The organism is Rhodococcus sp. FG69 (assembly GCF_057808915.1).
The window spans coordinates 1-13,690 of sequence record NZ_JBMDIX010000070.1; the positions used below are offsets into that span (position 1 = coordinate 1).

13 protein-coding genes are annotated in these 13,690 nt (G+C 64.0%); 10 read left to right on the top strand and 3 right to left on the bottom strand.

Annotation, left to right across the window (positions count from 1 at the left end):
• Nucleotides 1-49 precede the first annotated feature (49 nt).
• A complete protein-coding gene (locus ACODSO_RS28410; RefSeq protein WP_489039988.1) occupies nucleotides 50-364 on the top strand; it encodes an acyl-CoA carboxylase epsilon subunit in 315 nt (104 codons plus the stop codon).
• A 4-nt stretch (nucleotides 365-368) separates the two neighbouring features.
• A complete protein-coding gene (locus ACODSO_RS28415) occupies nucleotides 369-989 on the top strand; it encodes a Maf family protein (RefSeq protein WP_489039976.1) in 621 nt (206 codons plus the stop codon).
• Here the strand turns inward: ACODSO_RS28415 and ACODSO_RS28420 are convergent.
• Both ACODSO_RS28420 and ACODSO_RS28425 read right to left on the bottom strand, forming a co-directional pair.
• Nucleotides 975-1,421: a flavodoxin domain-containing protein gene (locus ACODSO_RS28420; RefSeq protein WP_068378959.1), complete on the bottom strand. Its 447-nt coding sequence runs from the start codon at nucleotides 1,419-1,421 to the stop codon at nucleotides 975-977. The genes ACODSO_RS28415 and ACODSO_RS28420 overlap by 15 nt on opposite strands.
• Before the next feature lie 63 nt (nucleotides 1,422-1,484).
• Nucleotides 1,485-2,813, bottom strand: a complete 1,329-nt coding sequence (locus tag ACODSO_RS28425) for a hypothetical protein (RefSeq protein ID WP_489039977.1) — start codon at nucleotides 2,811-2,813, stop codon at nucleotides 1,485-1,487.
• A gap of 149 nt (nucleotides 2,814-2,962) precedes the next feature.
• Here ACODSO_RS28425 and ACODSO_RS28430 point away from each other — a divergent pair, with 149 nt between their 5' ends.
• Nucleotides 2,963-4,249 carry a glycosyltransferase gene (locus ACODSO_RS28430; RefSeq protein ID WP_489039978.1) on the top strand — a complete coding sequence of 429 codons (1,287 nt, stop codon included), beginning with the start codon at nucleotides 2,963-2,965 and terminating at the stop codon, nucleotides 4,247-4,249.
• On the opposite strand, the gene ACODSO_RS28435 is transcribed toward ACODSO_RS28430, so the two are convergent.
• The gene (locus tag ACODSO_RS28435; protein ID WP_489039979.1) at nucleotides 4,234-5,604 is read right to left on the bottom strand and encodes a hypothetical protein; all 1,371 of its coding nucleotides are present in this window, start codon (nucleotides 5,602-5,604) and stop codon (nucleotides 4,234-4,236) included. The two genes, ACODSO_RS28430 and ACODSO_RS28435, sit on opposite strands and share 16 nt — an antisense overlap.
• Nucleotides 5,605-6,182: 578 nt before the next feature.
• On the opposite strand from ACODSO_RS28435, the gene ACODSO_RS28440 reads away from it, so the two are divergent.
• The 7 genes from ACODSO_RS28440 to ACODSO_RS28470 all read left to right on the top strand — a co-directional run.
• A complete protein-coding gene (locus tag ACODSO_RS28440; RefSeq protein ID WP_489039980.1) occupies nucleotides 6,183-7,622 on the top strand; it encodes a condensation domain-containing protein in 1,440 nt (479 codons plus the stop codon).
• A gap of 16 nt (nucleotides 7,623-7,638) precedes the next feature.
• A complete protein-coding gene (locus tag ACODSO_RS28445) occupies nucleotides 7,639-9,072 on the top strand; it encodes a condensation domain-containing protein (protein WP_489039982.1) in 1,434 nt (477 codons plus the stop codon).
• Entirely contained in the window at nucleotides 9,073-10,470 is a 1,398-nt protein-coding gene (locus tag ACODSO_RS28450; RefSeq protein ID WP_489039984.1) for a condensation domain-containing protein, read from the top strand.
• A gap of 48 nt (nucleotides 10,471-10,518) precedes the next feature.
• Nucleotides 10,519-11,415 (top strand): sulfurtransferase, encoded by an 897-nt coding sequence (locus tag ACODSO_RS28455; RefSeq protein WP_489039985.1) that lies wholly within the window; start codon nucleotides 10,519-10,521, stop codon nucleotides 11,413-11,415.
• Between the two features lie 4 nt (nucleotides 11,416-11,419).
• Nucleotides 11,420-11,851, top strand: a complete 432-nt coding sequence (locus ACODSO_RS28460; RefSeq protein ID WP_489039986.1) for a SufE family protein — start codon at nucleotides 11,420-11,422, stop codon at nucleotides 11,849-11,851.
• Nucleotides 11,852-11,973: 122 nt separating this feature from the next.
• A complete protein-coding gene (locus tag ACODSO_RS28465; protein WP_489039987.1) occupies nucleotides 11,974-13,461 on the top strand; it encodes a condensation domain-containing protein in 1,488 nt (495 codons plus the stop codon).
• Between the two features lie 144 nt (nucleotides 13,462-13,605).
• A partial coding sequence (locus tag ACODSO_RS28470) for a biotin carboxylase N-terminal domain-containing protein (protein ID WP_378690743.1) occupies nucleotides 13,606-13,690 on the top strand: 85 nt, incomplete at its 3' end.

A 13,690-nucleotide genomic window follows, 5' to 3' on the forward strand; every position in this document is an offset into this window, starting at 1 on the left:
AACGCAAACAAGTCACCCTGCCACCGAAGAAGCACGGAAACATCCCGCTGTGAGCGCCGAAGCGATTTCGAGGGATGCAGACATCACGGCAGAACTCGCCGACGCCGACCTTGTTGCACTCGACGATTCGGCACCGACCGACGAGGCTGCACAGGCGCAGCTGAGCGCTGCGATTCGCATCGTGAAGGGCAACCCTTCCGACGAGGAGATCGCGGCGCTCGTGGCTGTCCTGACGGCCGCTGCGTCCGCTGCGAGTCCGGTCGCAGATGCACGGCCATCCGAACTCTGGGGAACGCCTGCGTCGATGCACCGAACGTTTACGCCGTACTCGCCGTACTCGTACGCAGCGGCCAACCGCTTCTGATCGCGTGCCACTCTTCGTTCTCGCATCTGCGTCACCGGCCCGACTAGGGGTGCTACGGGCCGCAGGAGTCGACCCCGTGGTGCGAGTGTCCGGCGTGGACGAAGATGCGCTGACGGCTGCCCTCGGTGCTTCGCCGTCACCCGAGGACGTCGTTCGGTCCCTGGCGCGAGCGAAGGCACAAGCGGTTGCCGACGAGTTCGACGATGCCGTCGTCGTCGGTTGCGATTCGATGCTGTCGATCGACGGCGAGTTGCAGGGCAAACCACACAGCGTCGACGTGGCACGACGACGCTGGGCGTCGATGGCGGGCCGTTCCGGTGACCTACTGACCGGCCATGCGGTGCTCAGAGTGCGCGAAGGGCGAACTGTCTCGACGGTAGCGGAATGCAGCACCACCACAGTTCACTTCGCCGAACCGTCCCAGCCAGACCTCGAGTCCTACCTGGTGTCTGGAGAGCCACTCGAAGTCGCGGGCGCATTCACGCTGGACGGTCTCGGCGGATGGTTCGTCGATCGGATCGAGGGAGATCCGTCCAGCGTCATCGGTATCGGTCTCCCCCTCGTCCGTCGATTGCTGGCCGATGTCGGCGTCTCGATGTCCGACGTGTGGTCAGCCGGCCAGTAGCCCGGTCAGCTCGCGGGCCCACTCCTCGGCCTGCGCCTTGGGCTTGACGTTCGACGAGCTATCGTGCCTGGCGTGCTCGTGGATCTGCTCGGCACCGAGTTCCACCAGCTTCTCGGCGATGATCTCGCCACCGCGGTTGAATGTGTCCCCGTACACACGATCGCCGAGTCCGAACAGTGCGAACTTGAGCCCGGTCAGATCGGGCGCGTCCTCGACGAGCGCGTCGTAGAACGGTTCCGCTCCCGTCGGGAGCTCGCCGTCACCGTAGGTCGAGCAAATGATGACGTGAAAGTCGTCGGTGTCGATCTCGGAGACCTCGTACTCGAGCATGTCGCGAACCTCGGCGTCATGGTCCGCCAGAACGTCGGCGATCTTGTCCGCGACTTCCTCGGCGGTACCGGTCTCCGAACCGAACAACACGACTACTGCCATGTTCACTTCCCCTTTTCGCTTGGTGCCGCACCCTCGGTGGTGAATCGGTGAACGAGCATAGCTTCACCAGAATGTCGGGGTCAGCTGCCACCTGTCGAATTCATCGGCGATCAGCGTGCAGAGGTGTTCCCTGCTCGGGAAAAGATCGGGATCGAGTCCAGTCACGCACAAGGTTGCCGTGGCCCCCGAGGTGTTCCACCAGACGCTCACACCGCCCTTCGTGCGACGTAGCAGTTCCGCGGTGGTCTGCTGAGTGATCGATCGCATGGCGACCGAGCGTGCGTCGGCGCCACCCAACGACCGCAGTGCGCTTCCGCGATTACCGAGGTTCGAACACAGGCACAGTGGAGCCGTCGCCGACTTCGCCGCCCTGGCGACAATCGCGTCGGGCAGCATCTGCATGAGTGGTTTGGTCAGTTCGAACGTCGTGGAGCGGCTGGCGTCGGCGAGCGTCGTGAACGCATCTTTGCTCGCTCGCCTGATGTCTCCGAGGTCGCGGCGATAGCCGCCACCTCCCTGGACCTGAATGGACACTCCGGAGGTCGCGTTGGCCCGCACATCACCGGCGACACGGGTACTCACCGGCAGTGAGACTTTGACCGTGTCGGATTCGTGAACGCGGCCACTTGCGGTCAGAATTCCCATCGCCACTGCTACCAGCAGGCTGTTGCCGCTGCCTCCCACGGACGCGGCAGCCGCCGTCCACTGCTCGGTGGGGCAGTCGACCACGACGGTGCTGGGCGCGAACTCACCGAAGCGAGTCGGGTTCGGTACTGCGATCGGAGTGTTCGCCCTCGGCTCGTCCTTCGTGGACCGCGTGAGTGCATTGCGGGCGCCTCTTCCGAGTGCGCGCACAGTCCCGAGCGCGGCGGCGCCGATCTGCCCGGCGGCATCGGAGATGTCGCCGTGTGTCGGGCCGTCCCAGGCCGATCGAAAGTCCTCGGGGTCTCCTGGTCCGCGTACGGCGGCAATGGCGGCAGAGGTGAGCGCCCCACCGTCGCCGACGACATGCGAGGCGACGAGCGAGACCACGGAGCCGCCACCGTCGGTATCTGCGTAGGCGAGCTGCCACACCGGCCCGTTCTCGGGATCGAGCCGAACGGCGGCCCGCTTCTCCATCCATCCCGCGAGCTCGCTCGAGCCGAGCACCCTGGCGTCGAGATCGAGAGGTAGCGACGTCGAGGCCCTGGTCCAGGAGTCGCGAGCACCGGGGAAGCGCACACGCTCTACCGTTCGGTTGATCGGGCCGTCGCGGAGGTTCTCCCACATAGCGTGCAGGGATTCGCGCGCGATCGGCTCGTCGAACCGCCACACGATCTGATTGACGACGGGGACGTCGAGGACGCACTCCATTCGCAGGAACAGGTCGTCGTCGTACGTCAATCTACTCACGCAGACGAGCGTAACGGAGATCGGCTCGATATCGCCTACCACGCAGGTGATTTCCGGCAAACCTCCCTGTCTCCGTTCGTGTTACGCGTACCAGCCGGCCATGGGGTAGGTTGCACTCGGGCGACGGAGTGCGGCTGAGGAGTTCACCAATGAAGTTTGTACTGCCGTTCACCGGCAGCCGGGGGGACGTAGCACCAGGCTTGGCGCTCGGGATCGAACTCGCCGGGCGCGGACACGAAGTCACATTCGGAGCACCGCCCAACCTGGTGACGTTCGCCACGGCCGCGACAGAGTCCACCGCCGGTATCTCCATCGTCCCGTTCGGACCGGACACGCAGGCCCTGCTCGAATCGGATCTGGTGAGGACCCGAATCAAATCGCGAAATCCGCGCGTTCGAACGGCTGCGCTGGCCGAGCTCGCAAACTTCGGTTGGGACGACATGACCGAGCAGCTGTCGCAGATGTCGGTCGGTGCCGATGCGGCCGTTGCCGGCACTCTCGGCCAGGAAATGACGTTCAACTGCGCTGAGGCCCTGTCGATCCCGTTCATCGCACTGCACTACTGCCCGCTCAGATCGAACGGCTCGGTGTCGGTTCTCCCGGGCAGGGAGCTGCCCGCCATCGTCAATCGTGGCACGTGGCGGATCCTGGAGTCGATGCGTTGGCGATCGATGAAAGAACGAGAGAACATCCAGCGCACCGTACTTGGGCTTCCCGCTGCATCGCAGCCGCTGTCGACGCGGATCGCCCGGTACGGCGGTATCGAAATTCAAGCCTACGAGAGCTCGTTCTTCCCTGGACTGTCCCAGGAGTGGGACGAGGCAAGACCGTTCGTGGGATTTCTCGAACTTCCCGCGGCGACAACAACTACGGGTATGGAATCGACCTCCGGTTCACCTCTGGGTCGATGGATCGACGAGGGCACACCACCGCTGTACTTCGGATTCGGCAGCATGCCGGTGCGGGATCCATCCGCGTTGGTAGCCATGATCGAGGACGTCTGCCGCATCGGCGGACACCGGGCGGTTGTCAGTTCCGGCTGGAGCGCGATCGATGAATCAGTGGACCCGACTGCTGCCGTCGCGACGGTGGGTCCGGTGAACCACGCCACACTGTTCCCGTTGTGCCGAGCGGCAATTCATCACGGTGGCGCGGGAACGACTGCAGCGAGCATTCGAGCCGGACTGCCGACGATGACGTGCTGGTTCAGTGCCGACCAGCCCTTCTGGGGAGCCGCGCTGACCAGAACAGGTGCCGGCACGTCCGCCAAGTTCACGACGCTCACCACAGACACACTGGCTGCGGGAATCGACACGCTCCTCCGACCCGAGACCGCTGCGCGGGCGGCCGAACTTGCCGATTCGATGACGCCGGCCATGGATTCGCTGCGGGTTGCCGCAGACTTGATCGAGGGTGCCACTCACCAGAAGCGGTGACTGATCTTCCATCGCTGGAGAACATCCGCGACGACGTCGCGTACCGCGCTGTCGGTGACCATGCGATCGGGGTCCATGCCGTGCAGTGTGATCGTGATGGCCTCGTCGGTTTCGGTCGCCCACGCGGTCGAGCCACCACCGAGCGTCCGCGCGAACGCAGCGTCCGCTCCCGCGAAAGTTGCGCGCGCCGCCACACTGCGAGCCCGTACCCCACCGATCGTGATGAAGTCCTCGGGCAGCTGTCCGAGGTTCGAACACAGCCCCTCCGCTCCGTCGGTCGGCATCGGAAGCCTCGCAACCACCGCATCGGGCAGCATCTGAATGAGCGGAAGCGGGACGGTCGGCGACGCGGTGCCGGCCTTCTGACGCGCAGCGAAGTCCGTGAATGCAGCTTTGCACGCCTTCCTGATCCGAGTGAGGTCTCGATCCTGACGATCCGATACCGGCACCCGAACCGGAATGATCTTGGTCGAGTTGGAGTCGATATCGAGCGGGTCACGATCGCTGTACGGGAGCGACCACCGCAGCTCGTCACCCGGCATCGCTCGGCCGAGTGCCTCCGATATCGCCGTCATCACGCCGATGAAGAGGGAGTTGGACGTTCCACCCCACTCGGCCGCCGCAGCATGCCATTCGGCAGCGGAACACTCGACCACCACGTACGGCGGGCTCCACGGGCCCGAGACCTGATCCACGTTCTGCCGCCTGGGAGGATCGATCTGTCCTGATCCGGACGCGGAGTCCTGCCCCGAGGAGAAAACGGACGTTGCGGTAGCGACCACCTTCGCGGCCACCCACTGCACGATCGGCTTCGCTTCACCGACGGTATCGCCGAGATCTTCGACGATACCGCCGAAGAGCGACGGGCTCGTACCCAGGTCGCGCGCATCGACCCCACTGTTGTCGACCCCGCTGTTGTCCGAGTTTGCTCGACGAATGGCCTCTACCATGGCGGCGCCGTCGGCGACCATGTGCGAGCAGACGAGAGAAACGACCATCCCCCCTCCGGACAGCGGTGCGGCCGCAAGCTGCCAGCCGATACCCGCCTCGGGGTCCAGATCATCGATGACCCGCTGTTCCGCCCAGCACAGGACGGTGTCCGAAGGTAGCGGCGACGGGGCGAGCTCGAGTGGAAGCGACACGGTGGACGCGACCCATCGATGTCGGGCGGTCGGCAGCGTCGGCGGTTCGACCCTGCGCGCCAACAGCCCTTTCGACAGGTTCGTTCGCAGTCTTTCGAGGTCATCGCCCGAAACGGCAGTGTCGAGCAGCCAAAGAAACTGATTGAAGACGGGATTGCCGATTCCATGGTGCATTCGCAGGAATAAGTGATCCGCAAATCCAATTCGGGTCATGCGAAAAATGTACTACAAAAGCCTATATAGCGCGGTTTCGTTAACTCGCAGATTAATTCCAGGTTTCGAGTAGTCACATGCGAATTAGTCGAATTCGAAGCCGCGGTCCGTACGGATTGGTTCGTTTACGAAGTGTGTGACAGGCCATAGAAATCGGAGCGGCGCCGCGGTCACCGGTTACCACCCGGTCGACGATGCACCCTTCGGCGCACTTCGCAACTCGACGCAAAAATGCCCGATAATGATTGCGCTGCAAGGACATTCACAGATTATCGAAATCGGACGACTCCGACAATCATGATCATCGACCCCCGTCAAGACGATGCCAGGTGATCAACAACACTTTTTTGCATAGCGAATTACCTGCCGATTCGACCTACTGTCATTGTCGAAACCAATACCGAGCGCAGTGACTGCGCCGGTAGCCGTATATGCGTTACAGGTGCACAGTGCAGTGTCAACCAGTGCGCAGTCACGCCTCGAGATGGTGCCTGCACGACGCTGATCGAGCGCTGCAGCACGAATCGTCCACCATGTTGCCAGTCGCCGCTGGCCGAGCTCGGAATTGGATACATTCGATGGAATACACCGAACTGGCCGACTACCCGCTACCTGCAGGAAAGCTCACCGAGTGGGTACCTGCTGTGACCGACTCGGCGTGGGCCGAGGACCCACGCGGTGTCTCGTTCACGCACGAAGACCATTGCAGTCGCGGCAACAACGGATCCTGGATCGGCACCGTATTCGAGATTCACCGCCGCTACGACGCCGAGGTAATGCGTCGGACCATTCTGAGCTACGTCGAACGCCACGAAGCGTTCCGTACTCGCGTCGAGCCGGACCCCGCGACCGGAACCTGGCGACGGTTCACGGTCCCGGCGGACGCCGTGCGCGTCGATATCCGGCAGGAGCAGAAGACCAGGAGCGAGTCTCAGGTATTCGAACACCTCGAGGCTTGGTTCGCCGATGTCGTATCCCCCACCCGGTGGCCCCACTTCGTGATGGCCACCGTGGTCCCCGAACCACATGTTGCAGCGAGCGCGCCGCAACAGGACAAGTTCCTGGTCATCTTTGCGGCCGACCACTCCGTGATGGATGCCTACAGCCAGATCTACGCGATCAACGAATTCGACCGACTGTATGCGCACGAGCTGGACGGCACCGAACACTCGCTACCCGAGGTGGGAAGTTATGTCGACTTCTCGGCCACCGAGCGTGCTCTCGGCGAGTCCCTGACCACCGACCACGAGGCCGTCGTCGCGTGGCAGCGTTTCCTCGCCGACGAAGACGGCCGCTTCCCCGCCTTCCCACTCCCGATCAGCGTCAAGGACTCGCCTGCTACCACTGATCTCGCAACGCGTCAGAGCAGCGTGTCGTCCTGGCTGCTCACCACCGAGCAGGTCGCGCGATTCAACGCCGTCTGCCGCGACGCCGGCCAGAACATGCAGTCGGGAATACTTGCCGCCCTCGCACTGGTCAACGCTCGATTGACCGGCGAGGGGACATTCCGGACCATCATGCCCATGCACACCCGCTATGCGGAGAAGTGGGCCGCGAGCGTCGGTTGGTACGTCGGGATCCTCCCGATGGAGATTCGGCTGGAGAACGCCCGAACGTTCGCCGAGGCGATCGAGTGTGCAGCCGCGGGGTCGAATCGGCACAAGGGCCTCGCAGCAGTCCCCTACTCACGGGTCGCATCGTTGCTGTCCTCGACCGAGATCCCACGCTTCGTCGTCTCCTACATAGATCTGCGGTTCCTGCCCGATGGCGAGGAGTGGCAGGCGCGCAAGGGACGCGCGCTGCGCAGCGAATGCCACGCTGAGAACGAGGTCTACTTCTGGATCAACCGCACGCTCCAAGGCCTCAACATCTCGGCCCGCTACCCCAGCACCGATGTCTCGACAACCAACGTGCACCGCTTCATCACCGAATTCGTCTCCGTCATGACGACCGTCATCTCCGAACCCGTCGAATCGGTAGATTCGTTGGTCGCGGCCGCCGGAGCGGGTCGACACTAGAGCCGGAGGTTCGAAGATGATCATCACCGCACTCGGCAACTGGACGCCGAAGCCCGGCAGACTGCTGGAGTGGCACCCGGTGCAGCACGCACTCGACGTTGCGCGCAGAGCACCGACACATCCGGCACCACCGTCGTTCCTGCAGGAGGATCATCTCGTGGCCGCCTCTGCAGCGGCGGCCCGCGGCGACGAGCACCATGCCTATACCGGCGTTGCCACCGAAATCGACGGGTCGCTGGACCGTGACGCTCTGTCTCGGGCAATCGCCGCGTACGTGCTGCGGCACGAGGGGCTGCGGTGCTGGTTCGAGGTCGAGGGCGGTGCGGTGACTCGTCGCCTCGTGCCGCGCGAGGCGGCAGCGTTCGCCCCGAGCGAGAGGGGCACGTTCAGCCTCGACGCGGAGTTCCAGACCTACGTGCGCAGGCGCTTCTCGTCCGAGGCGACGGCGTTCGAATGGCCGGGATTCGTCGTGGGTGCGGTCGAACGCGCCGAGAGCTTCACGCTCTACTACGGCGCCGACCACGCGTTCACGGACGGCGGGTCGCAGGCCTTGGTCATCAGCGAGCTGGCGGACCTGTATGCCCTCGAAATCGGCGAGGACGCACCGGCACCGGCACCAGCTGGAAGCCACCTCGACTACGCAGTCGAGGAACGTGCGAGGGCCGCTACGTACGGCCCGGACTCGCCTGAAATCCGAGCGTGGAAGCGGATATTCGACAAGAACGACGGCAGGATGCCACGCTTTCCGCTCGATCTCGGCCTGGCGGAGGGCGACCGCGGTCCCGTACGCATTGTCGAACGACATCTCCTGGACGCGGATGCCACCGCGGCGCTCGACCGGGCGTGCAAAGCCGCGGGCGCACGAATCAGCAGCGGAGTGTTCGCGGCGGTGGGAATCACGGACTACGAACTGGCTGGACGGTCGGACTACTTCGGAATCACCGTACTCAGCACCCGGCATCTCGGTAACTACGGTCAGTCACAGGGCTGGTTCGTCAACTTCGCACCGGTCGCATTCGAGGTCGATGACGCCGACTCGTTCTCGACCGTCGCAGCCAAGGCACACGACGGCTTCGAAGACGCCAAGCACATCGCGGCTGCGCCCGTGCACGCCGTCCTCGGAGCACTCGCTGCGGACGGGACGCTAGGCAGTGAACTCGCAGTGAGTCCCAATATGCTGTCCTACATAGATTTTCGCTGGTTCCCCGGGGTCGGCCGGCCCGCCGACGCACGCGGCGAGCACTTCACCGGCGAAGGACGGACGTCGAACGCGTCGATGTGGATCAACCGCGATGCCGATCACCTGTATCTCGTCGCGCAGGTGCCCGACAACGACGTCGCAGCCCAGTCGGTGGATCGGTACCACTCACACCTCCAGGCTGTGCTGGAAACAGCGGCTCGCGAGGGTGACTACGTGATTCGGGTGCCCGAGACAACCGGGCACCACTAGATGCGCGTTACCTCGATCACCGAGTTCCGGACCGCGCCGGGTACGTACCTCGAGTGGCCCGTGGACCTGGGGGCCGGAGGGTCGTCGCCGATCCCACCGTCGTTCAATCAAACCTTCCATCTGTCCTCCGCCCTCGACACTTCGGGCGCAGGAGATCGGACCGGGGCCGTGTGGATCGCCACCGCGTTCGACATCGAGGGCCCACTCGACATCGATGCGCTCACCTGGGCTTTCACCGAGTTCATCGAGCGCCACGCCGCGTTGCGCACGACATTCCACACCTCCGATGGCGAGATCCATCGTCGGGTTCACGAGTCGGCCGAGCTGCGGATCGGCCGGCCGAGCGCCACGACGATCACCGATTCCGCCAGTGTCAGCACCCACCTCCGCGCGCGGCTGAACTATCTCTGCCATCCCTCGCAACGACCGTCGTATTCCTTTGCCGCAGTGGACCGTCCGGACCGCGCAACCATAGTGTGTGGCTTCGACCATGCTCACGTCGATGCGCTGTCGATGACCGTCGCAGCCGAGGAGATCACAGCCCTCTACCGTGCTCGTCGTGCAGGCAATGCCCCTGAACTGGACAGCGTCGGAAGTTTCGTCGAGTACTGCGCAGACGAAGCGCAGGCGCCCGAAGTCTCGTCCTCGGATCCTCGAATTCTCGCCTGGTCCGAGTTCGTCGACAGGTGCGGCGGCCACACTCCGGCGTTTCCATTCGATCTCGGTGTGCCCCTTGGTGATCAGGCTTCTCAGGCCACGACGATTCACGCGCTCTCGACGGCAGACGACGCCGTGCTCTTCGAACGCCGCTGTCGCGACCTCGGAGCAGGCATGTTCTCGGCAATCGTTGCGGCGGCTGCAACCGCCACAGCCGAAATGGGCGGGCCGCAACTCTTTTCCCTCCTGTTTCCGCTGCATACTCGCCGAGCTGCCGAGTATGCGCACGCACTGGGATGGTTCACGACCAACGCTCCGATGAGCGTCACCGTCGCCGACACGTTCGCCGACACGCTCACCTCCGCGCACGCGTCGTTCCGGGCCGCACTGCCCCTGGCGGCCGTGCCGATTCCGCATGTGCTCCGAGCGCTGGGCGAGCAATTCTCACGGCCTCGGCAGGACGTGTTCATGATTTCCTACATCGATTACCGCGCCTTGCCGGGGGCAAACGCCGATGACCGCAACGCCCACCACATCAGCAACGTCACCACTGCCGATGACGCCCAATTCTGGGTATCGCGAACACGAGACGGCATAGCACTGCGCTCACGTTTCCCCGACACATCCCAGGGCCACGCGATCATCGCGAGCTTCGCCCTGACGCTTGCGGCAGTGATCCGCCGCGAAGCCGGAGCCAAGGCGTATTCGAGTGAGGCTTCGCTCGTCGGACCGAACGCATAGGATCGTGACAGTCAGCTCGAATCGATCCCATGTAGGAGCGAAGAAGAAGTGCCCATAGCAGCAGACCCCACCCCCTCGTTCGGCGATTACGCACATCCGGATCGCCTGGTGTCCACGCAATGGCTGTCCGCACACCTGGGAACTCCCGGCCTCAAGGTCGTCGAGTCGGATGAGGACGTTCTCCTCTACGACGTCGGCCACGTCCCCGGGGCAGTCAAGATCGATTGGCATCTCGACCTCAACGATCCCGTCACACGCGACTACATCGACGGCGAGCAGTTTGCAGCGCTACTGAGCCGCAAGGGCATTTCGCGCACGGACACCGTCGTCATCTACGGAGACAAGAGCAACTGGTGGGCCGCGTATGCGCTCTGGGTGTTCACCCTCTTCGGACACGAAGACGTCCGCTTGCTCGATGGCGGCCGCGACGCGTGGCTCGCGGAGAACCGGGACACGACGCTCGACGTCCCCGAGTACCCGGCTACCGACTACCCGGTCGTCGAACGTGACGACGCACCGATTCGTGCATTTGCCGCAGACGTACTGTCCAGCCTCGGCACAATTCCCCTCGTCGACGTGCGGTCGCCTGCGGAGTACACCGGCGAGCGCACGCACATGCCCGATTACCCCGAGGAAGGCGCGCTTCGCGGTGGCCACATCCCGACCGCCACGAGCATTCCGTGGGCGAAGGCTGCCGCACCGGACGGGCGTTTCCGCTCACGCGCCGAACTCGACGAGATCTACGGCGACGTCGTCGCGAACGACAAGATCATCGCGTACTGCCGTATCGGCGAGCGCTCGAGCCACACCTGGTTCGTGCTGACACATCTGCTCGGACACGATTCGGTGCGCAACTACGACGGTTCGTGGACCGAATGGGGCAACGCGGTCCGAGTTCCGATCGTCCGCGGCGAGGAGCCCGGCGACGCTCCGGAAAAGCAGTAGAACTGTGACGGACACTGGGAGCACAGTCGGGTTGCCGGAGTCTCTCGCCGAAATCGTCGAAGACTTCGCCGCGGTCACCGGGCAGGACAAGCTCCAGCTTCTGCTCGAGTTCAGCCGCGAACTGCCCGAACTGCCGTCGCACCTCGAGCAGGCCGCGATGGAGCCGGTCCCCGAATGTCAGTCTCCGCTGTTCCTATCGGTCGACTCCGGCGACAGAGATGCCGTGCAGCTGTACTTCAGCGCGCCGCCGGAAGCGCCGACGACCCGGGGGTTCGCGTCGATCCTGCACCAAGGGCTCGATGGGCACAGCGCCCAGGACATCCTCGCAATCCCGGACGACTTCTACCTGGCCCTCGGCCTCGGCGATGTAGTCAGCCCACTCCGGCTACGAGGGATGTCGGCAATGCTGGCGCGTATCAAGCGGCACCTGCGGTAACTGCCTCCGCGAGCGTCTTGACCAGGGGCAACGGCTCATCTTGATCGATACACCTACTACTCGGTACACTCGGTCTCGTTGTTGCTGGTTCAAGTCGTTCGCGAGAGGTGGTCCAATCCCGCATGGAATTCACCGAACTTGCGGACTACGCGCTACCCGCCGGAACCATGACCGAGTGGATCCCGAGTGTCGGCCCGCACGCCAGCACACCGGCGTTGGCAGGGTGGCAACCCGACGAGCGTCCCACGTCCTACGTGCACGAGGCCCATCTGCGGTCCAGCCTCGCCAGCCCTCGGCGCGGCCGCGAAAGCTGGCTCGGAGCGGCCTTCGAAATGGAGGGGCCACTGGACAAGCCTGCATTCCGCCGGGCCGTTCTCGCCTGGATCGACCGCCACGAGCCGATGCGCTCCCATGCCTCGATCGATGAAGAGTCGGGTGAGCTGTCTCGCGTGACAGCGACACCCGGCGCCATCGACATCTGGCAGGTCGAGCAGGAACTGTGCGAACAGTCCAGTGAGGTGTTCGAGCATCTGCAGTATCTGTTCGACGAATACACCTCACCCCTCGCCTGGCCCGCCTACGCTTTCGTCACCCTCGAGCCGTTACCGAAGGACACAGCCGATCAGGACGATGGCCGTATCACTGTTTTCTTCGCCGCGGACCATTCCATCATCGACGGACTGTCGACGGTGCTTGTCGCGCACGAGATCTCGGCTCTCTACGCGGAAGCGAAGGACAACATTCCGGCGCAACTGTTCGAGGCGGGTAGCTACCTTGACTTCGGTGTCTCCGAGCGCCGCATTCATGCAGAACTGGAGCACACCCACGAGGCTGTCGTCACCTGGCAGCGCTTCCTCGACGAGGGCCACGGCCTGCTTCCCGAGTTTCCTCTGGACATCGGCGAGCCGAGTGCTTCACATACGGCTCAGAGCGGTCTGTCGGCTTGGATTCTGGACACCGAGCGCGCAGATTCCTTCTCCGTAGCGTGCCGTAAGACCGGGAACAGTCTGTTCTCCGGACTACTGGCCGCGCTTGCGATCGCAGGGGCGGAGCTGTCCGGCAACACCCAGTTCAGGACGATCACCCCCGTACATACCCGGGATCAGCCTCAGTGGGTCTCCTCGCTAGGTTGGTTCGTCGGGCTGTGCCCGCTGTCCTTCGACATCGCTCACGCGGAGTCGTTCGGCGCCGTCGTCGCGCAGGCCACCGAACAGGTGACGGCTACCAAGCCGGTCGCGCGTGTTCCGCTGGATCGCGTCTTTCGCGCACTGGGGACCACTGCGAAGCCCCGATTCGTCGTCTCGTTCATGGACGTCCGATTCGCGCCGATGGCCGATCATTGGGCCGACTGGAACGCCCGCGCCCTGCGGAGCAAGCAGTACGACCACGACGTGTACATCTGGATCAACCGCACGCCCCGCGGAGTCAATATTTCGGCCAGGTACCCCAATACCGAGGCCGCGACCTCGAACGTGCACCAGTACATCGGTGCGGTTCGTCGGATCATCGACGAGGTCGCCGACACTGGGACTGCCACCCTGCCCAACTGGGCAGGATGGGCGAGGACCACGGATGCCGCGACGACCGGACCTATTGCTACCGATCAGTAGGGGTGGCCCGCCTGTCAGGGAGGTCCCCCATAATCACCCTCCAGTTTCGAGTGCGATCTCGCTTGTGCTTAAACTCCGAAGAGACGCTCGTAACAGTGCAGCACAAACGGCCTGCACAGAGCACACGACACCTCAGGAGGCTCAGTGCCCAGTCATGCCAGTGCGCATATCACCAAGGTTCTCGTCGCTAACCGCGGCGAGATCGCAGTCCGGGTGATCAGAGCGGCAG

Bases quoted from the DNA above. Each gene is read 5' to 3' on its own strand.
- ACODSO_RS28420 (WP_068378959.1), bottom strand. From the start codon at position 1,421: ATGGCAGTAGTCGTGTTGTTCGGTTCGGAGACCGGTACCGCCGAGGAA.
- ACODSO_RS28430 (WP_489039978.1), top strand. From the start codon at position 2,963: ATGAAGTTTGTACTGCCGTTCACCGGCAGCCGGGGGGACGTAGCACCA.
- ACODSO_RS28435 (WP_489039979.1), bottom strand. From the start codon at position 5,604: ATGACCCGAATTGGATTTGCGGATCACTTATTCCTGCGAATGCACCAT.
- ACODSO_RS28440 (WP_489039980.1), top strand. From the start codon at position 6,183: ATGGAATACACCGAACTGGCCGACTACCCGCTACCTGCAGGAAAGCTC.
- ACODSO_RS28445 (WP_489039982.1), top strand. From the start codon at position 7,639: ATGATCATCACCGCACTCGGCAACTGGACGCCGAAGCCCGGCAGACTG.
- ACODSO_RS28450 (WP_489039984.1), top strand. From the start codon at position 9,073: ATGCGCGTTACCTCGATCACCGAGTTCCGGACCGCGCCGGGTACGTAC.
- ACODSO_RS28465 (WP_489039987.1), top strand. From the start codon at position 11,974: ATGGAATTCACCGAACTTGCGGACTACGCGCTACCCGCCGGAACCATG.